The sequence below is a fragment of the Flavobacterium fryxellicola genome (genome assembly GCF_900143245.1).
GTDB classification, from domain to species: domain Bacteria; phylum Bacteroidota; class Bacteroidia; order Flavobacteriales; family Flavobacteriaceae; genus Flavobacterium; species Flavobacterium fryxellicola.
Genome location: NZ_FRDK01000008.1, coordinates 73,606 through 92,770 on the forward strand (window position 1 = coordinate 73,606; position 19,165 = coordinate 92,770).

General features: G+C 34.9%; 16 protein-coding genes. 5 read left to right on the forward strand and 11 right to left on the reverse strand.

The window, feature by feature from the left end:
- The first annotated feature begins 679 nt into the window (after positions 1–679).
- The 3 genes from BUA03_RS12090 to BUA03_RS12100 all read left to right on the forward strand — a co-directional run bounded on the left by BUA03_RS12090 (position 680) and on the right by BUA03_RS12100 (position 2,779).
- On the forward strand, positions 680–1,159 hold the full coding sequence (locus tag BUA03_RS12090; protein ID WP_066082521.1) for a DUF6265 family protein: 480 nt from the start codon (positions 680–682) through the stop codon (positions 1,157–1,159).
- Positions 1,160–1,460: 301 nt separating this feature from the next.
- Positions 1,461–1,922: a transposase gene (locus BUA03_RS16790; protein WP_066082524.1), complete on the forward strand. Its 462-nt coding sequence runs from the start codon at positions 1,461–1,463 to the stop codon at positions 1,920–1,922.
- Positions 1,910–2,779, forward strand: a complete 870-nt coding sequence (locus BUA03_RS12100; protein ID WP_066082526.1) for an IS3 family transposase — start codon at positions 1,910–1,912, stop codon at positions 2,777–2,779. The genes BUA03_RS16790 and BUA03_RS12100 overlap by 13 nt, the downstream gene beginning before the upstream one ends.
- Positions 2,780–2,811: 32 nt before the next feature.
- On the opposite strand, the gene BUA03_RS12105 is transcribed toward BUA03_RS12100, so the two are convergent.
- The 10 genes from BUA03_RS12105 to BUA03_RS12155 form a co-directional block, all read right to left on the reverse strand.
- Positions 2,812–4,908 (reverse strand): TonB-dependent receptor, encoded by a 2,097-nt coding sequence (locus BUA03_RS12105; protein WP_066082528.1) that lies wholly within the window; start codon positions 4,906–4,908, stop codon positions 2,812–2,814.
- A 46-nt stretch (positions 4,909–4,954) separates the two neighbouring features.
- Positions 4,955–5,335: a hypothetical protein gene (locus BUA03_RS12110; RefSeq protein WP_066082530.1), complete on the reverse strand. Its 381-nt coding sequence runs from the start codon at positions 5,333–5,335 to the stop codon at positions 4,955–4,957.
- A 68-nt stretch (positions 5,336–5,403) separates the two neighbouring features.
- Entirely contained in the window at positions 5,404–6,441 is a 1,038-nt protein-coding gene (cydB, locus tag BUA03_RS12115) for a cytochrome d ubiquinol oxidase subunit II (RefSeq protein ID WP_066082532.1), read from the reverse strand.
- A 20-nt stretch (positions 6,442–6,461) separates the two neighbouring features.
- Positions 6,462–7,814: a cytochrome ubiquinol oxidase subunit I gene (locus BUA03_RS12120; protein ID WP_066082534.1), complete on the reverse strand. Its 1,353-nt coding sequence runs from the start codon at positions 7,812–7,814 to the stop codon at positions 6,462–6,464.
- A gap of 502 nt (positions 7,815–8,316) precedes the next feature.
- Positions 8,317–9,183, reverse strand: coding sequence for a helix-turn-helix domain-containing protein (locus BUA03_RS12130; protein ID WP_066082538.1), 867 nt, complete (start codon positions 9,181–9,183; stop codon positions 8,317–8,319).
- A 4-nt stretch (positions 9,184–9,187) separates the two neighbouring features.
- The gene (locus BUA03_RS12135; protein ID WP_066082540.1) at positions 9,188–9,586 is read right to left on the reverse strand and encodes a cytochrome C; all 399 of its coding nucleotides are present in this window, start codon (positions 9,584–9,586) and stop codon (positions 9,188–9,190) included.
- Position 9,587: 1 nt separating this feature from the next.
- A complete protein-coding gene (locus BUA03_RS12140) occupies positions 9,588–9,848 on the reverse strand; it encodes a hypothetical protein (protein ID WP_066082542.1) in 261 nt (86 codons plus the stop codon).
- Between the two features lie 5 nt (positions 9,849–9,853).
- Complete coding sequence (locus BUA03_RS12145) at positions 9,854–10,867, reverse strand: cytochrome c (RefSeq protein ID WP_066082544.1); 1,014 nt, start codon at positions 10,865–10,867, stop codon at positions 9,854–9,856.
- 5 nt (positions 10,868–10,872) lie between these two features.
- On the reverse strand, positions 10,873–13,041 hold the full coding sequence (locus BUA03_RS12150; protein WP_066082546.1) for a cbb3-type cytochrome c oxidase subunit I: 2,169 nt from the start codon (positions 13,039–13,041) through the stop codon (positions 10,873–10,875).
- A 183-nt stretch (positions 13,042–13,224) separates the two neighbouring features.
- A complete protein-coding gene (locus tag BUA03_RS12155; protein ID WP_066082548.1) occupies positions 13,225–15,858 on the reverse strand; it encodes a valine--tRNA ligase in 2,634 nt (877 codons plus the stop codon).
- A gap of 163 nt (positions 15,859–16,021) precedes the next feature.
- Between BUA03_RS12155 and BUA03_RS12160 the strand changes: the two genes are divergently transcribed.
- Positions 16,022–16,408: a DUF1573 domain-containing protein gene (locus BUA03_RS12160; protein ID WP_066082652.1), complete on the forward strand. Its 387-nt coding sequence runs from the start codon at positions 16,022–16,024 to the stop codon at positions 16,406–16,408.
- 55 nt (positions 16,409–16,463) lie between these two features.
- On the opposite strand, the gene BUA03_RS12165 is transcribed toward BUA03_RS12160, so the two are convergent.
- The gene (locus tag BUA03_RS12165; protein WP_066082550.1) at positions 16,464–17,792 is read right to left on the reverse strand and encodes a PDZ domain-containing protein; all 1,329 of its coding nucleotides are present in this window, start codon (positions 17,790–17,792) and stop codon (positions 16,464–16,466) included.
- Positions 17,793–17,918: 126 nt separating this feature from the next.
- On the opposite strand from BUA03_RS12165, the gene BUA03_RS12170 reads away from it, so the two are divergent.
- Positions 17,919–19,124, forward strand: a complete 1,206-nt coding sequence (locus BUA03_RS12170; protein ID WP_066082552.1) for a pyridoxal phosphate-dependent aminotransferase — start codon at positions 17,919–17,921, stop codon at positions 19,122–19,124.
- The last annotated feature ends 41 nt before the right edge of the window (positions 19,125–19,165 follow it).

Here is a 19,165-nt window from a genome sequence, read left to right on the forward strand (position 1 = left end):
ATTATTGCGTTTTTGAATTTCGGTTATCTGGTACTGTACTGCGTATCTCTGGCGTGGGCTACCTTTCGCTATAAAACAAATTGCAGCATTTGCAAGGCGGATAATTAAGACGAAACAACGTATGAGGACTTGCTTTTTAGGACAAGTACTTGCACAAGAATAGTAGTCACAACCATCCAGAAGTACACCTTCTTAAAAATATCAACTGCTGTGCAAATTCCTAATTATAGAAAGTATTTTATCTTAAAATCTATGCTTGAAGAGCGTATTCTCCACAAAGTATTTAACAAGTAGTAAATCAAAGTAAATAATACTGAAAAAACATCCTTTTAGCAAACAGCAAAAGAACACAAAGCAACTGTGAAATTAGGATGAAAATTTAATTTAACGAAACTACAAAAGCAAATAGTGCTAGTTACAGCGGTAAAAGATATCACTACACTTCTTGTATATACTATTTATTCTATCAAAGAGAGACAATAAAAAAAGGAGGCATCATGGTTTTTGACACCTCCCTACTAGCCATCGAGAGCTATTGCTTATTCTATTTTTATAGTTGAATTTAGTTCACTATCCCATACTAAATTCTTCATAAATTGATGCTGCTAATATGTGCGCTACTTTCAATCTTTTTTATAAATTTGTACTGCTGTCACTACGGACTTTAAAAGAAACTATTATGAAAAATATATTGAGCTTAAGCTGTTTAATTTTGGTACTAGCTTCCTGCAAAGAAGATAAATCACGAACATACAAAAAGCTCAATACCGCAAATTGGCTCTTGGGCAACTGGCAAAGCAAGTCGGTTGAAGGAAATTTAACCGAATCTTGGAAAAAAGCAAACGACAGCACTTTTCAAGCAACTTCCTACTTCATAAAAGAATTAGACACGTTACATTTTGAAACTATTATTTTGGAACAAAAAGGCGAAAATGCAACATATTATGCTGCTGTGCAGGGACAAAATGAGGGCAAACCGGTTGCCTTTAAATTAAAGACTGAATCCGAGAAAGAATTAATATTCGAAAACCTAAAACACGATTACCCTCAAAAAATCAATTACGCTCAAATTACTTCAGACAGCTTAGTGGTGAAAATCTCCGGCATGCAACAGGGAAAACCGAGCTCAGAGCAGTTTTCAATGAAAAGAATCAAGTAAAATACTAATTTTTCGACTTCGTATACAACCTTACTCCAGAAAAATAAGGTTTTTTTATGCTCTTAAAATCCTGTTTTTCAAAATGCTAAATAAAAACTTAAATGCACTATTCATATTTAATCTAAATAATTTTTGGTAAATCGAAATCAGGTTCTATATATGCGCCGTTATTTTTATTCAATCCAAATAAATAAAATGAAATACAGTGTAGCACTCCCATTCGCATTATTAATTTGTCTCTCTGGACAAGCACAAGAAATTTGTCCTGTCCTGAAATAGCGATACACAAAAAAGTATCCTTATGGAAAACCAAGAAGAAACGGGTTATGTGAAGCGTACCCAGAAAGACTACACCATGTCTTTTAAATTACAAATTGTTCAAGAAATTGAGCGAGGCTCTATCTCAATTTCTCAAGTTAAAAAAGATTATTGTATTCAATCTCGTTCTACAATTGTACAATGGCTGAGAAAATTTGGTAAATTTGATTGGGAAAACCAAACACCTTCAAATATGTCTAAATCACCCGAACAACGAATCATGGAGTTTGAATCAAAAGTCAAATTGTTAGAAAAGCAGAAAGCTTTTGTAGAACAACGGGCCTTTGTAGCGGATAAGAAAACAATTATTTTCGATATGATGATTGACATTGCAGAGAAAGAATATCAAATTGAAATACGAAAAAACTCATCTCCCGAACAATCGACCATTCTAAAGAAAAAGATCAACAAACAGTACTATTTGCCTGTAATTTGTTCGGGATAGATAGACAGGTTTATTATCGAAAAATAAAGCGAAGAAAAGACAAGCAATCCAATGCTTTTAAGGTAGTGGCTATGGTTAAAGAAATAAGACAATCGATGCCCCGAATTGGGTCAAAAAAACTGTATAACATTTTAAATAATGAATTGAAAGAGTTAAAAATAGGTAGAGATAAATTTATCGATATCCTTCGTGCAAATCATCACCTAATAGTTCCTAAGCGCTCGTATCATGTAACAACTAATTCACAACATCGATTTAGAAAACATCAGAATCCAATACTCGAGTTGCAAATACAAAGACCAGAACAAGTTTGGGTATCTGATATAACTTATATTGGGAAAAGAGAAAATCCATACTATTTAAGTCTGGTTACAGATGCGTATTCCAAAAAAATAATGGGTTTTAATGTGGCAGATAACATGAACACAGAAAGCAGTTTAGTAGCTTTACGAAATGCAGTAAAACAAAGAAAAGACAAAGGTTTATCCTTAATACATCATTCCGATAGAGGATTACAATATTGTTCAAACGAGTATCAAAAGCTTGTAAACAAAAGTGACATCAATTGCAGTATGACACAAAACTCAGATCCTTATGAAAATGCTGTAGCGGAAAGGATAAACGGCATTTTAAAACAAGAGTTCAACATTGATAAATTCAATGAAAAACTACCTTTTATAAAGTTATTGGTAAAGAATGCAATCGAGATTTATAATCAAAAGAGACCGCACTATTCTAACTATTTGCTGACTCATGATCAAATGCACGATCAAAGTAAAATTGTAATGAGAACCTATAAAAGAAAAAACAGTTGCAAGAACCATCTTGCAACTGCTTCATTAATTATTTTTGTCTAATAATCTGTATCGATTATTTAGGACATGACAATTTAAAATTTGTAATTTATAAATAGTGTAACGTTTCTACCAGGTTCCGTTATGGGAACTCTACCGTAGCCGGCTACATTGTTGAAAGCAAACGTTAAATGGTTGTTGTAATATTGATCAAATACATTTAAAAGTCCCATTCCAATAGACACTGATTTTATAGGTTTGTAACCAATGTTTAAATCCATCACTTCATAACCAGCTGTAGTAATTTCGTCATAACTCGTAGATATTTTGTTTTGTTTAGCTGTTAAAGTATACAAAGCTTTTGCCCAAAATTTCTTGTATTCGTAACTTAATTTTAGTCGTGTTACTAATGGTGGAGTTAGTGGTAAGCTTTCATTGAAATCTTTATTTTCTGTATAGGTATAAGAAACCTCTGTTCCAAAATTGAATTTATCATAGAAATTAATGTTTCCGTACGCTTCAAAACCTGTTTTTAGCGCCTTGTCAATATTTCTAAAAACTTTTGGGTGAACTGGCAGTGAGGTTGAGTTGTATTTTCGAGTTAAAGAGGCATCTACAACACCTAAAATGTAGTTTTCATAAATAGAATAAAAGATTGAGGTACCATATTGAACCGAATTGAAAAATCCTTTTAAACTCTTTTTTCCATCAAAACTCAATTCAAATTGATTGTTCACTTCCGGTTTTAAATTTGGATTTCCAACATATTCGTAAGGATCTCTTCCAATGTTGAAAAAGGCAATATATCGTTCCTCAATATTGGCAGCTCTAGTTCCTCGACCAAAAGAAGCTTCCATTTTGTAATTGGGATTAAAAAGGTATTGATATGAAGCCGTTCCACTGTAAAGGGTTTCATTTCTCTTTTCTAAATCTGGATATAAAGCAGCGTAGGTTGGATCTAAATCATTTGCGTCAGAAGTAATAAAATCCAAACGAGAACCAATAGTTACCCACGATTTATCAGAAGCTTTAATTTTAGTTTCAGCAAAATAACCAAAGTCATTGGAGTAACTATCTTGCCAAACCTTATCAAAGAAGGCTGCAGGAGCTGGCAGTGGATTTCCCATCATATTAACTTTTACTAATCGATCTCTTCCACCTTCTCTGGATAAATTTACTATGTCAAATCCTGTAAATAGATTCACTTTAGAGCCCAAACTCCATTCAGTTTCAATTTTCCCACCATAAGTTAAAGCATTTACTTTTGAAACTGCTTCCGAGTTTGCAAAAGAAGCTCTTCGTGAATTGCTCATAATGTGATCCACATAGGAGTAGTAAACCTTAGAAGTTAATCCTTTAAAATAATTTCCGTTTTTCTCTAACTTATAATCTAAATTAGCCAGAGTACTATTGTCTTCGTCAGTATCCATCGGTAAACCTGCATGAAGCACATCTCTGCCAAAATTTTGACGAAAAGTGGCTTGTACACGTTGGTTGTCTGAAATTTGATATCCTGTTTTTAAGCCGTAACTAATACTTCTAAAAGAAGAAGGAATTTCGTTTTGGTTTCCGTCTTTATAATTTCCATAATCACGATAACTGAAGTTTCCAGAAAAGTCAAACTTTTTTATTTTACTGTCTAAAGTAAACATATTGACCACTGAATTTCCGTTGCTTTCATAACCAGAGGAGAAGCTTCCGCCAATAAGTTTGGTGTTGTTAGCCGGAGATTTCGAAACTAAATTAATAAGTCCAGCAAAAGTGTTTCCATATCGAACCGAAAAAGGGCCTTTTATGATTTCAATTTTGGTTATTTCTTCAGGATTTATTAATGTCGTAACAGGATCCATTCTGTTTGGACAAGCATGAAACGCTTTGGTTCCTCCATCTATTTGAACATTTAACTGTTCGTATTGAGAAGCTCTAAAAGCAGGATCAACGGCATAATTCCCTCTTTTTATGAGATGAAAACCATTGATATCTTCAAATAATTCACCAGAGTTTTTTGGTTGCACTACTTTTTCGGTAAAATCTTGTTTAACGATAACTTGAGCGGGATTTTTTATTACTGATCCTGTGACGATTACTTCATTTAAAAGGGTCACTTTGGTTGTGTCTATTTTTTTAGTTGATTCTTGAGCATAACCCCCTAAAGCGCCTAATATTGTTAAGGCACAAATAATTTTTTTCATTCTGATAATTTTGATTAAACATTATAGCTAATAAGCTGTGGCGATGTTAAACAAAACTTTGCGGAGGATGCTCTAATGGATAAATAATTTTAGACTGAAATAAATCTTGTTTAGAATAAATCTTTTTTTTCTTTGAAGGAGTTGAATAAGAAAAGCTGTAATTAAAAGATGAAATAAAAAATAAAATTTCATTACCAGCTACTATTTTTTTTGAAGAATCTTGATTATTTTGTTCCTTATTTATCTTTTTCAAATGACATTTACCATTGCATTTAAGTTCTGGTTTTGCTTTATTCTGGCAAAATTGTTCTGTGAAACTTTCATTAAAAAAAGAATATTCAAATTGCAAAATAGTTGTTTTCAAATTAAAACATAGAATGCTAATTAGGATTAAAAAGATAAAACTATTTTGAATTGATTTGTGCATTTCTATGGTATTTTATACGAGTTTCAGACCCGTTGCAGTTCAATTTTTAGGTAGGTTAAAACGGATATTTAATAACTCGTATCGTCTAATTTTACTTTTCCATTGAAGGTTTTGTACAAAAAGAAGAAGTATCCGGCAAGTAAAGGAGTTCCAATTAAAACGATGGTAAGCATAATTCCCAATGATTTCTGTGAAGAAGCCGCGTTGTAAATCGTAACACTAAATTTAGGATCTATAGTAGAAATTAATAAAGTAGGATACAGCTGTAAGGCTACCAATCCCAACAATAACGCCATGGTTAGCGATGAAAAAACCAAGGCTAACATGTATTTTTTTTTAGAAGCCAACCGAGGGACATTGGCTACAGCCAAAAAGGACAAAATTGGAGCGCCAAAATAAATCGGATTATTTCTAAAAGTTTCGGTTACTTCCGGAATAAAAATCAGCGTGTAAAGCGTGGTAATTCCAAATGTGATAATGAAAAATAGCATTCCTTTTTTTAGTAGAAGAGTCAATCGAGCATGCAATCGTCCTTCGGTTTTTAGCAAAAGAAAAATTGCTCCTTGCGTCATAAAAAGTGATAATGTAGTAAAACCAACTAATATAGCATACGGATTTAGGAACGAAAAGAAAACGCCACCTTGGTACGTGTGGTTTTCGCCTAAAGGAAATCCTTGTAAAATATTGCCCAGAACAACGCCTAACAAAAATGCAATCATGATGCTGGAAACACTATAAATAATGTCCCAAGTTTTGCGCCACCACAACATCTCTTCGTCGCTTCTGAATTTTATTGCCGCAGCACGAAGCACATTGAACATCAAAAATAGCATAAACGGAACGTACATTGCAGACAACATGGTGGCGTACATAACGGGAAATCCCGCGAATAAAGCACCACCGCCAATGACAAGCCACACTTGATTGGCATCCCAAACGGGAGCAATTGCATTAATTGCCACCCGACGACTTAAATCCTTTTTGAGAAATAAATGCCAAGCTCCCGCACCAAAGTCGAATCCTTCCAAAATGGCATAGCCGGAAAATAAAAGTCCGATGACCAAATACCATAAAGTAGGATAGTCAATTCCTAGAAAATATTCCATGAGTATTGATTTTTGAGTTTTTAAAACGACTGAAAGTTTACGGGTTCATTGAGTTCATTATACGGACCGTGTTTGATTTTTTTATTGACCATGTAAATAAATAGTGCAAATAAAATAGCGTAAATAACGGTAAACATGATTAGGGAGAACATAATTTGATTGGCTGATACTTCTTGTGAGAAAGCGTCGCCCGTTCTTAAATGTCCATAAACCACCCACGGTTGTCGACCCATTTCTGCAGCAAACCAACCCACTTGATTGGCAATTTGCGGTAGAATAACTGCATAAGAAAATATCCACAGCAACCATTTGGTTTCAAATAATTTTTTACGCCACCACATATAACTTGCAAATAAAGTCAGTCCAATTAAAGTCATTCCAATGGCAATCATAATGTGGTAAAATTGAAAAACTGCATTTATTTGACTTGGTCGATCTTCTTCGGGAAAGTTGTTCAATCCAACTATTGGTGCATCAAAATCTTGATGAACTAGAAAGGACAAACCTCCTGGAATTCCAAGTCCCGTTACTTCTTGTTTTTCTTTATCGACCCAACCAAAAAGATATAAATCTGCGGGAGCATTTTTCTCAAAATGACCTTCCAATGCGGCCAATTTTGCTGGCTGATTGACTGCCACGCCATCTGCAGAACTGTGTCCCGAAACCAATTGTCCGAGTGAAAAAACGGTAGCTACGACCAAGGCAATTTTAAAAGCTTTTTTTGAAATTTCCACATACCGTCCTTTTCGCAAATAATAGGCATGAACGCTCAACACTAAAAAGGCTCCCGCCAATAAAGCGCCTTGCCAAGTATGTACCAATCGATCCATGCTTGACGGATTGAAAACCATTTCCCAAAAGTCAGTCACTTCGGCACGAGCAGCTAAGCCTTCGCCTACAATGTGATAACCGGCTGGCGTTTGTTGCCAAGAATTAGCTACCACAATCCAAACGGCTGAAAACATAGAACCCAAGAATACACCAATTGTCGAAACCAAATGCACCCACGGCTTTACGCGGTGCCATCCAAAAAGGAGTACACCTAAAAAAGCACTTTCTAAACCAAAAGCGAATAATCCTTCGGCAGCCAAAGCACTTCCGAAAATATCGCCGACATATCTAGAATAAACGGCCCAGTTGGTACCGAATTCAAATTCCATAATGATCCCTGTTGCAACGCCAATTCCAAAAGTCAGGGCAAATATTTTTATCCAGAAACGAGTTAAAATTTCATATTCTTTTTTACCTGTTTTTATGTAAAGGCTTTCCATAATTACCATAATCAGTCCGATACCAATACTCAAAGGGGGATAAATATAATGGAAAGCAATAGTGAAGGCAAATTGGATTCGAGCAAGAATTTCTACATCCATTGTGTTGTAATTTTAAAATTAATTGTGTTGAAGTTTGTCGTTTCCACGAAAGAAAAGTGTTAACCAAATCACACGCGACAATCGCATGAACCACGGTTGCAAGAGAATTAGAGCAGTAACATTTAGGGAAACCACCACAAGATTTCTATGTTTTTAAAACTGTATACAGTGGATAATTTCCAAATAATAAATGTGATGATAGAAAAAGCAATAGTAAGTCCATAACTCACATAACCAGTTCGTTGGTAAAAACCAAGTTCGATTTCCGTTCGCTGTTTGCAAACGTAAAATTTGTCAACTATCTTTGTGTTTTTGCTTAAATTATACCATTTGTATTTGAAAAGTTCGCCTTTGTGGCATCGGGGAGATCTAAAAGAAACTAGGTTTTTAAGAAAGAAAAACATTGACTATATTTTTATCAAAGGTATTTCTTCAGAAGGAAATTTTATGTGATAAAAGTTACTTAACAGGCCTAAAAACAGCTTTCTTAAACAATTTCCGATTAATTTTTAAGAAACATTTTCTTAAATCCATCAGGAGTATTATTTTCATATTTCTTAAAGAACCGTCCAAAATAGGAATTATCAGTGAATCCTAATTCATAAGCGATCTCCGATGCTGTTTTTTTCTCATGGATTAATAATCGTTTTGCTTCTAGAATGATTCTATTCCGAATTAAATCCCCTGCTGAACTCTTCGTTACTTCATTGCAAACGGCATTAAGATAGTTAGGACGTACATGCAATACTGAAGCATAATCTTTTACAAAATGTTTCTCTCTAAAATACTTATCAATAAGTTCTTCAAAATGATAAATGAGCTGAAGTGATTGACTAAACTCAGTGTTTTTGTTGTTTGGCTCGAATAAGCGGTCCAATTCTAGCAACATTAAATTAAGTAGTGAATATAAATGTTTATCAAAATTATTTCCCTTTCCACTAAACTCCTTTAACATCCATAACGCAATCGATTTTACATTTTCAAATTGTTCCTTTGAAACTTTAGCATAAGGTATTTTGTGCCTATACGTTAAAAATGAAAACTCACTAAGTTCATAATTTTGATGGCGTAGTGCAAAGAAATCATTTTCAAATACAATTATATATCCTTCAATTTTATCGTAATCAAGCCATTGATGAATTTGCCCATAATGCAAACATGTAATAGAAAAAGGTTCTATAATACATTCTTCAAAATCAACTAGTTGCTTACCTGAATTGCGTTCGTTTAACAAAATCATATTATAATTATGACGGTGCGGAACATCTAATTCTTTCATGTAAGGGAGAAAATCAATCGTTTTATAAATAGAAAATTTCAACTTATTTTGGGTAATAGCGGTAGAGTTGATATTTTTTATTTCACACATAATTTTATCCTAAAGAAGTAATTGTATAGTAAATAGCCCAAGCAACAAAAGCGATAATTCCAGCAATAACCCAGGAGGGAACACTTTTTGGCGTTTCAGAACCGTCGATTAAAAACTGTTTTTGATTTCCTTTGCCATAAGCATTAATCATTAAAGGCAAAATGCCGTCAACTTCATCATTAGGATCTAAACCATCAATGGTAATTGAAGGCCCGTTTCTGACCATGAATGGAATAATTTTAATCCCTTCTTTGCCAATTGGGTCTTTACTTACTATTTTTAAATGGTGTAATCCATCAATTAGTTTTCTGGTATCCAAATCGAAATTTACAGGCGTTATGAATTCGCCGATTGGCAAAACCTCCTCATCAACAAATATAATCACTTTTGTTTTACTGTCCATATTAGTCAAATTTTAAGATGGTTCGTTTAATGTGATTGCTGTTCGTTTCTTTGGGTTGAACAATGTATTTCACTGAATAAAAAAGTGTTATCAAAACTATGATACTCATTCCAATCACGATTGCATAATCCACGTTACCGTCTGGGCCTGCCCCATGAGCGATACCTTGTAAAATTTTAGGTTGCTGTTTGTCACATACAGGACAAGCAAATAGTCCTATTGAAAAAAGGCTAAAAAGCGTTATAAAGATTGATTTTTTCATACTATTTATTGTACTGGTGCAGTTGCTTTTGCAAGCTCCATTAATTTTTTTACTTGTTCTACTGTCACTTTCTTGGCATTATTGCCCCAACTCGTTTTCTCGTGATTCATAATGGCGGCTACTTCTTCAGCAGATAGACCGGCATTTGTCCCAACAGCAGGCATAACGCCGTATTGTTCTTGAGCGTTGTAGCCATTCATGATAATGGCAACCATAATTTCAGAGTCATCATTAAGCACAACCTTACTTCCTTTTAAAGGTGGAAATGCGCCCGCAAGTCCTTCCCCATTTTGCTGGTGACACGCCATACAATTTGCTGCGTATAAATCACTTCCGTTCAATTCTGGCTCAACGCCAGCTGCTGAAGCCATTGCTTCTTTTTTCTCCTTTTTATATAGAAATTTTGGATCAGGCGTACCGTCTGGTAATTTGACTTGTTTCAAACTTTGCAAATAGGCAACTAAATTTAACCCATCTTGTGTAGCCACTACAATTCCTTTTTGGCCTTTCATAAAAGCTTCAGGAACTGCAACTTTGATATCGCCTTTTGCTGCTTTGTCTTTGACTTCAAATAGCCACGGATAAGGCGCCATAATGGATTGCGGCGTAACAATTCTTGGATTGTATAGGTGAACCAAATGCCAATCTTGACTTGGCTGGCGTTCGCCAATATTCGTCAAATCGGGACCTGTTCGCTCGGTACCCATTAAAGTTCCGGCGTTTTGCCAAATACTTTTCCGAGTGCTTAATGCATAATCGGCAGCAATTCCGGGACGTTTTCCCCATGTTTTATCCATATCCACATTTCGGACTTGCTGAGTATGACAGCCTACACATCCATTACTGATATAAATTTGTCTTCCCGCTTCTTGAGCTTCCGTTAGCGGAATAGCACCATACAATGGAACGCTGTTTTTTTGATTGTACAAACTTGGAATTACAGCAACGAAAAGCGTGAGTGTGCCAAATAAAAGTGAGGCCGCCGTAAATAGTTTTTTATGATCGTGAAATATACTCATCTTAATTAAATTTTAGGTTCAGCCAAATTTGTTTCCAAATTTTGATTGATAATTTCAAATGCTTTTTGCTTAACATCAACATCCACGGTGGGTTGCATCATTTTATACATATTATAAACCAATACAATATGCGAAAGCCACATTAAAGTTCCTCCGATAGCCCTCCACAACCAATACGGACCCATCATAACCACACTATCAATAAATGGAGCGCCTTCAGCCCACATTAATCCTTTTAAAGTTCCACCAATCATCAATGGGATTGTGTAAAATTGCAATCCAATCAATGCCAACCAGAAATGCGCTCCAACACCCAGTTGAGGCGGTTCTTTTCCTGTAAGTCGAGGGACAATGGCGTAAATTCCTCCAAAAAGTAAGAACGTTATAATTCCGTACATCGTAATGTGCGAGTGTGCAATGGTAAAATCAGTAAAATGCCAAATTAAATTAGTAGAACGAAAGGCTTCGGCCGTTCCTTGAAAAGATCCCGTAAAATAATAAATAATCCCCACAAAAAAGAAAGGTAATGAATAACTGTTACTCACTTTGCTCCAAGAACCTCTCAACGTCATTAGATAATTGGTTGTTCCTGCGACAACCGGAATTAACATTCCCACACTTCCTACAATCGCAACCGTTTGCAACCACCAAGGCAAAGCACTAAAGACGAAATGGTGTGTACCAATAACCGTATAAAACAAAATTTGAGACCAAAAAGCTAAAACTCCTAAACTGTAGGAATAAATGGGTTTGTTCAATTGTTGCGGCAATAAATAATACAGTACACCCAACATAGAAAACATAAACCACATTCCTACTGCTTGATGCATATAATAACCTTGCACAATAGTTTCACCAATTCCATCTTGTCCCATTGGGATATAAGCAATAAAGGCAACTATTAAAATAAATATATACGAAGCAACGATGAACCAATTGGAAATATAAATTTCGGTCGTAGTTCGTTTGGCAATCGTTTTTATAAAATTAATCACAGTAAGAAGTAATCCAACAGCCCAGATTGCCATAATAGGCCAGATGATTTCGCGGTATTCGCCACCGCCGTTATTGATTCCTGCCATAATGGTAATAGCTCCTACAAACATCGCAAAATTTACACAAATAAGTGCTGTCCAACCATTTTTAATACTATTCAAAGGGGCGTTACTGACCATAGGAACTATATAATAACCCAATCCCATAATTCCTATAGTTGCCCAAGCCCAAAAAACTAAATTAGTATGAACGGCTCGAAGTCGTCCAATACTTAACCAACTATAGGTATCAGCATCGGGGACTATAAATTTAATTCCCACGTATTCTCCAACAGAACTACCTACAAAAAGCCAGAAAACAGCCGTTCCTAAAAACCATAAAACCAGCTTTGTCAATGCAGGGTCAATTTTCGGCCTTTTTATAGGAGGTCTTTTTGTAGCAAAAAATCGGTAATTAGTTTCAGAAGTAATATTTTTCAGTAAACCTTTAGAATCATGAGATGCTTTTCCAGCAGAAATTTCGTTTGGAACTACTTCATAAGCTGATTTTTGTTTGATTTCTTCTAATTCTGAATCACTAGGCATATTTTCATCATCAGAAATAAATGCAGCAAATGCTTCTGCTTCTTTCAGTTTTTGAAAATTGTTGTAGTTTCTAAAGCTAGTAGTCACTTTTGAAACTAAATAAATCAAAGCAAAAAATAGCGGAATAAAAATCAATACCAAAGTAATTACAATTCCGGGTTCAGAGAAGATATCTTCTCTTTTTGCAGGCCCAGTTTGAGCAAAAATAATTTGTGGTACTAAATAAAGTAATCCTAAAATAGCAAGAGAAAGCCCATTGTTACTTTTGATTCTTTTTCTTTTTATCACCTCAATTTCGCTAGCATTAAGATTACTAATATATTCTTTGAACTTGCTTTTTTTATGTTCAGTTTGGTCGTTTGCGGTCTTATTAGTGTTGGAAATAAGCTTTAACAACAAAACAACAATAGAAGCAACAGTGATTAAAACGACTGTGACAAGCAAGTCTATGAATTCTATGGATTTGTTAGGAAAAAAACTAATATCGGTGTCGTTTTGAGCGACAGCGGAAAAAGGCTGTAAAAATAGAAGAAGAGTTAAAATAAGAAGCTTCAGCTTAGATTTGGATAAACGGTTTATCATTTGGAATATCATATTATACTGTTTTAAAACATGAGGTAAAAATAAAAATAGAAGCTCATCGATCTATGGTAATAAAAGCTGTATTGATGGTACTATTTACTGTAAGTGATATTTAACTCTTGTTCAAGACAAAAAAAAACCCAGCCCTGAAAATTTTCAGAACTGGGATTTCCTATTTTTAAAAAAATCTAAAATCTACCTCAATCCAGCTAAACTTTGCTCGATTGTTGCAATTTTTGATAACGAATCAGCTTCTTTTTGTCTTTCATTTGCCAAAACTTTCTCTGGAGCACCAGCCACAAATTTCTCATTTGCCAGTTTATTTTGAACAGACTTTAAGAAACCTTGTGTGTAAATAAGCTCCGCAGTCAATTTAGCAACCTCTGCTTCCACGTCAATATTTCCTGTAATTGGAATAAAATATTCATTCGATCTTACCCTGAAAGACAAGGCACCATCTACTTTATCCGAAACATAATCTAAGGAAGTGATATTCCCTAATTTGGTCACAACAGAATCAAAATAAGTAGAAGCGGCATCGTTATTAATCGCTTTCAATTCAATCGCATCTTTAAAAGGAATGTTCTTGTCTTTACGAATGGTTCTGATTCCAGAAATCACTTCAATTGTATTTTCAAAATCTGTAATTAATCCCGCATTATAAGGTTTTATTTCTGGCCAAGTCGAAACAATTAAGGCTTCCTCTGTTGTTCTTTCTGCCAAAATCTGCCAAATTTCCTCTGTTAAAAAAGGCATAAATGGATGCAATAATTTCATATTATTTTCGAGCATTTCTATAGCTTTCGCCAAAGTAACGCTGTCGATTGGTTGCTGATAAGCTGGTTTTATCATTTCAAGGAACCAAGAACAGAAATCATCCCAAACCAATTTGTAAATTGCCATCAACGCATCGGAAATTCTATATTTTTCGAAATTGTCTTCAATTTCTAGAAGTGTTTGTTGCAACTTGGCTTCGTACCATTCAATCGCCACTTTGGAAGATTCCGGTTGCGGTATGGCATCTGAAACTTCCCAACCTTTTATCAGTTTGAAAGCATTCCAAATTTTATTGGTAAACGCTTTTCCTTGGTTGCACAACTCTTCATCAAACATAATATCGTTCCCTGCAGAAGCGCTCAAAAGCAATCCTACACGAACTCCATCGGCACCAAATTTTTCAATCAAATCCAACGGATCAGGAGAATTTCCTAGTGATTTAGACATTTTACGTCGCTGTTTGTCACGAACCAAACCAGTCAAATATACATTTGTAAATGGTTTTTTACCCGTGTACTCATAACCCGCAATTATCATTCTAGCTACCCAAAAAAACAAAATATCCGGACCTGTAACCAAATCATTCGTAGGATAATAATATTTAAAATCCTCACTTTCTGGATCCATAATTCCACCAAAAACAGACATCGGCCACAGCCAAGAAGAAAACCAAGTGTCAAGAGCATCCACATCTTGCTTAAGATCAGAAATTTGAAGTCCGAGGTTAGAAGTCTTTTCTTTGGCTAAAGCTAACGCCTCATTTATGTTTTCGGCAACTACAAAATCTTCTTTTCCATCACCATAGAAATAAGCTGGAATTTGTTGTCCCCACCACAATTGACGCGAAATATTCCAGTCGCGAATATTGTTTAACCAGTGTGCGTATGTATTATTGAATCGTGCTGGATGCAATTTAATGTCGCCATCAACTAAAACAGATTGAATGGCCGGCTTTACCAAATCTTCCATTTTCAAAAACCATTGATCTGATAATCGTGGTTCGATTACGGCTTTTGTTCTTTCTGAAGTTCCTACTTTATTCAGGTGAATTTCTGTTTTTGCCAAAGCACCAATAGTTTCTAATTCTTTGGCAATCGCCTCCCGTACTACAAAACGATCTTTTCCTTGGTAGTGCAATCCGAAGCTATTTAAAGTGGCATCTTCATTGAAAATATCAATAATTTCTAAATTATGTTTTTCACCTAAAGCCTTATCATTTATATCATGAGCGGGAGTCACTTTTAAACAGCCTGTTCCAAATTCTACGTCGACATAGTCATCTGCAATAATAGGAATCACACGACCGCAAATAGGAACAATGGCGCTCTTTCCTTTCAAGTGATCAAAACGTGCATCATTTGGATTGATACAAATCGCACTATCTCCAAAAATTGTTTCCGGACGCGTTGTAGCGATTGTTAAAAAGTCTTCACTTCCTTCCAATTTATATTTGATGAAATACAATTTCCCTTGTTGTTCTTCATAAATAACTTCTTCGTCTGACAAAGTTGTTTTCGCTTCAGGATCCCAATTTACCATTCGGTATCCGCGATAAATCAACCCTTTATTGTATAAATCCACAAAAGATTTAATTACAGATGCCGACATATCTGGATCCATTGTAAATTTGGTTCTTTCCCAATCGCAGGAAGCGCCTAGTTTTTTTAATTGGTCCAGAATTACACCACCATATTTATCCGTCCACTCCCAAGCATGAGCTAAGAACTCTTCGCGGGTCAAATCATTTTTATTAATTCCTTCGGCTTTTAGTTTGGCTACCACTTTAGCTTCAGTCGCAATCGAAGCATGATCGGTTCCTGGAACCCAACAAGCGTTAAATCCTTTCAATCGCGCTCTTCTTATTAAGACATCCTGAATGGTGTTATTTAACATGTGCCCCATGTGCAAAACTCCTGTCACGTTAGGTGGCGGAATTACAATGGTATAGGGTATTCTGTGGTCTGGTTCTGAATGAAAATAATTATTCTTCATCCAGTAGTCATACCACTTATTTTCAATAGTTTTAGCGTCAAACTGTGCAGGAATTGTCATAAAAAGCAACTGTTAAAACCAAAATTAATCTTTGGTCTGATATTTGTAATTGATATTGAGAACAAAAGTAAATAATTAAGTACACTATAAAAAGAGAAATAAATATTTGTGCGTTAATTAAAACGAAGTATATTTACTTTAATGATTAAAAATAAAAATGAAAATGAAAAAAACTATAATTCTATTCGCATTCGCATTGATCAGTAGTGTCGGTTTTGCTCAAAACGGACCTAAAATCGTATTTTCTGCTAAGGACAATACCATCGATTATGGACGGGTTACGAAGAATGAAGATGGCAGTCGCGATTTCACCTTTACCAATACAGGTAATGCGCCACTAATTATCACTAATGTACTATCAACTTGTGGATGTACTGTTCCTACAAAACCAAATGAACCAATCATGCCTGGAAAAACAGGAAAAATTACAGTGAAATACAACATGGCTCCAGGACCTATCCGAAAAACAATAACTGTGGAATCGAATGCTGTAAATTATGAAGGCGGAAGAGTCGCTCTGAAAATTAAAGGAGAAGTAATTTCCAATTAATACATTATTTATCAAACTAAAATGCTTCTGAAATAGTTTCCAGAAGCATTTTTTTTTACAAAATATCATCAAGTTGAAAACTGAATTTCAAAATTTGTTTTTGCCGTTCTACTACTAAAGTAATCCACTTCTGGTCTATCGATTTAAAAAGGGAATTAATGTCTTGCAACGAATACTTGTAAGGAACAATATTATTAATCATAATAATAATATCCCCTTTTTGTAATCCTACTTTAGCGGCTGGGGAGTTCTTCCTAACATTAGCAATTTCCAAAATAGGTTTTAATTTAAATTTATATTTAAAATCCGTCTTTGGACCTATTCCTCCAGTCTCACTATATTTACTGGTTATTGGAACCGTTTCCATGCGGACTGTTTCTTGAATCCATTGCAATCCATTATGTTGAATTTCCACACCACTTTTATTATAACTAAAAGGAGTTGAAAATTCACTATTTTTCTTCAAATGCAATCGGTGGTTTTGATAATCAAAAACCACATCAAATCTTTTCATGATTTCACCACCTACAGATCCCATTCGGTCGGGCACCATCGTAACATTTCTAATCGAAACAGAGTCTGGAAAGGCTGCCACAGGATTACTAAATTCAAAATCAGCCAACTTAAATTTTTGAAGTCGGCCTCTTTTACCCTCAATATCACCACTAAATCCCCTTCCTAAAAAATCATCAAAATTTTTCACGGGAACTTTTATAAAAGCGGAACGATCTTGAAACAACCAAACAGCATCACTGTTACCAATGTCGATCAACAACTTTACCGCAGCTTCATGATTATCTATGGTGACGGTGCTATTTACGTACGGCTTGAATTTTTCGATAGTGATGGGAATCGTGATGAATTTCTTTTCAAATTTAGTGCGGTTTCTTTCATTGTCCTTGAAAACAACAATCCTTTTTTTGCGGTAATTCACTTCGACTAAATTATTTCGGAAAAATTGATAACCAATAATCCCGTTTACAGGAATCCCAATATGAGAAGATAAATTGAACTCAGGATCCAAAACAATATAAAGCATGTGATTCCTAATCATTAGATTACTAAATTCTAACGTATTATTAGTAGATTTTAGTCCTTCAACAGCCGCTTGATTTCCTAGTCCTTTAAGTAATACTTTTTCAGCATTAAAAAAACGAACGTCTTTTTTTTCCTCTAAACTAAACAATATAGTCTCAGCAACTCCTGTATCTAACAAAAAATTTAGTTCTATCCCATTGACCTTGATGGGTACAAAAACCAAATTATTAATCAATTTAAAAGGTACGCTGGTTTTATTTACATCTATTTCGAACTGAAATCCTTCTTGTGCAAAAACAGACACAACATACAGATAGGTCCATAGTAAAAACAGTACTTTTTTCATTTCAATAATTTACATAAAAATACTAAATTAATTCGTTCAAAAATGCAGATTTAACACTATATACGTCTAATGATTGTAATAAATTCGGAAAAAAAATCGCAAATTTGCAATTCAATAATTAAGACTATGCCAAAAATATCAAACAAAGGCAAACAAATGCCTGAATCACCAATACGAAAATTGGTTCCCTACTCTGAAATAGCTAAGAAAAAAGGACATAAAGTATATCATTTGAACATTGGTCAACCCGATATAAAAACACCTGAAGTTGCTATGAACGCGGTTAAAAATATTGATTTAACTATTCTAGAATACAGCCATTCTGCAGGAAACGAAAGCTATAGAAAAAAACTCGCGAACTACTATACAAATCAAGGGATTTCCGTAAATACTGAAGACATCATTATTACAACAGGAGGATCTGAAGCATTAATGTTTGCCATGGGAAGCACGATGGATCAAGGTGATGAAATTATTATCCCAGAACCATTTTATGCGAATTATAACGGATTTTCAACGGCATCTGGCGTGAACGTCATTCCTGTTATCTCAACGATCGAAACTGGTTTTGCACTTCCAGCTGTTGCCGATTTTGAAAAACTGATTACGCCAAAAACAAAAGCCATTCTTATTTGTAATCCAGGAAATCCAACTGGATATTTATATTCCAAAGAAGAAATCATGCAACTGGCAGCCCTAGTTAAAAAACATGATTTATTCTTGATATCTGATGAAGTGTATCGCGAATTCACTTATGATGGTGACATACACTATTCCGTGATGAGTGTTCCTGGACTTGAAGAACACGCCATTATGATTGATTCGGTTTCAAAAAGATACAGCATGTGTGGTGCGAGAATAGGGTGTATTGTTTCTAAAAATAAGGAAGTAATGACGACAGCGATGAAATTTGCGCAAGCAAGACTGAGTCCTCCTACTATTGAACAAATTGCAAGTGAAGCAGCACTGGACACTCCTCAAAGTTATTTTGACGAAGTAATTTCAGAATATAGAGAACGCAGAGATACTTTAATTGAAGAATTAAACAAAATAGACGGCGTAATTGTGAGCAAACCTAAAGGTGCTTTTTATTGCATTGCGCAACTGCCAGTGAACAACGCCGACGCTTTTGCTCAATGGCTTTTAGAAAGTTATGACTTAGATGGCGAAACCGTAATGGTTGCACCTGCAGCAGGGTTTTACTCTACCTCAGGAATGGGATTGAATCAGGTTCGAATTGCTTACGTATTAAAGAAAGATGACTTGATCAGTGCAGTACGCATTTTAAAAGCAGCAATTCCAGTTTACAATGCAACACAAACTCAAGCATAAGTAACTAATTACTTTAGATATAAAACTGGACTCAACTGGAT

What these genes read in the sequence shown, in the direction of transcription:
- BUA03_RS12090 (WP_066082521.1), top strand. Translation starts at nt 680, where the DNA reads ATGAAAAATATATTGAGCTTAAGCTGTTTAATTTTGGTACTAGCTTCC.
- BUA03_RS16790 (WP_066082524.1), top strand. Translation starts at nt 1,461, where the DNA reads ATGGAAAACCAAGAAGAAACGGGTTATGTGAAGCGTACCCAGAAAGAC.
- BUA03_RS12105 (WP_066082528.1), bottom strand. Translation starts at nt 4,908, where the DNA reads ATGAAAAAAATTATTTGTGCCTTAACAATATTAGGCGCTTTAGGGGGT.
- BUA03_RS12110 (WP_066082530.1), bottom strand. Translation starts at nt 5,335, where the DNA reads ATGCACAAATCAATTCAAAATAGTTTTATCTTTTTAATCCTAATTAGC.
- cydB (WP_066082532.1), bottom strand. Translation starts at nt 6,441, where the DNA reads ATGGAATATTTTCTAGGAATTGACTATCCTACTTTATGGTATTTGGTC.
- BUA03_RS12120 (WP_066082534.1), bottom strand. Translation starts at nt 7,814, where the DNA reads ATGGATGTAGAAATTCTTGCTCGAATCCAATTTGCCTTCACTATTGCT.
- BUA03_RS12130 (WP_066082538.1), bottom strand. Translation starts at nt 9,183, where the DNA reads ATGTGTGAAATAAAAAATATCAACTCTACCGCTATTACCCAAAATAAG.
- BUA03_RS12135 (WP_066082540.1), bottom strand. Translation starts at nt 9,586, where the DNA reads ATGGACAGTAAAACAAAAGTGATTATATTTGTTGATGAGGAGGTTTTG.
- BUA03_RS12140 (WP_066082542.1), bottom strand. Translation starts at nt 9,848, where the DNA reads ATGAAAAAATCAATCTTTATAACGCTTTTTAGCCTTTTTTCAATAGGA.
- BUA03_RS12145 (WP_066082544.1), bottom strand. Translation starts at nt 10,867, where the DNA reads ATGAGTATATTTCACGATCATAAAAAACTATTTACGGCGGCCTCACTT.
- BUA03_RS12150 (WP_066082546.1), bottom strand. Translation starts at nt 13,041, where the DNA reads ATGATATTCCAAATGATAAACCGTTTATCCAAATCTAAGCTGAAGCTT.
- BUA03_RS12155 (WP_066082548.1), bottom strand. Translation starts at nt 15,858, where the DNA reads ATGACAATTCCTGCACAGTTTGACGCTAAAACTATTGAAAATAAGTGG.
- BUA03_RS12160 (WP_066082652.1), top strand. Translation starts at nt 16,022, where the DNA reads ATGAAAAAAACTATAATTCTATTCGCATTCGCATTGATCAGTAGTGTC.
- BUA03_RS12165 (WP_066082550.1), bottom strand. Translation starts at nt 17,792, where the DNA reads ATGAAAAAAGTACTGTTTTTACTATGGACCTATCTGTATGTTGTGTCT.
- BUA03_RS12170 (WP_066082552.1), top strand. Translation starts at nt 17,919, where the DNA reads ATGCCAAAAATATCAAACAAAGGCAAACAAATGCCTGAATCACCAATA.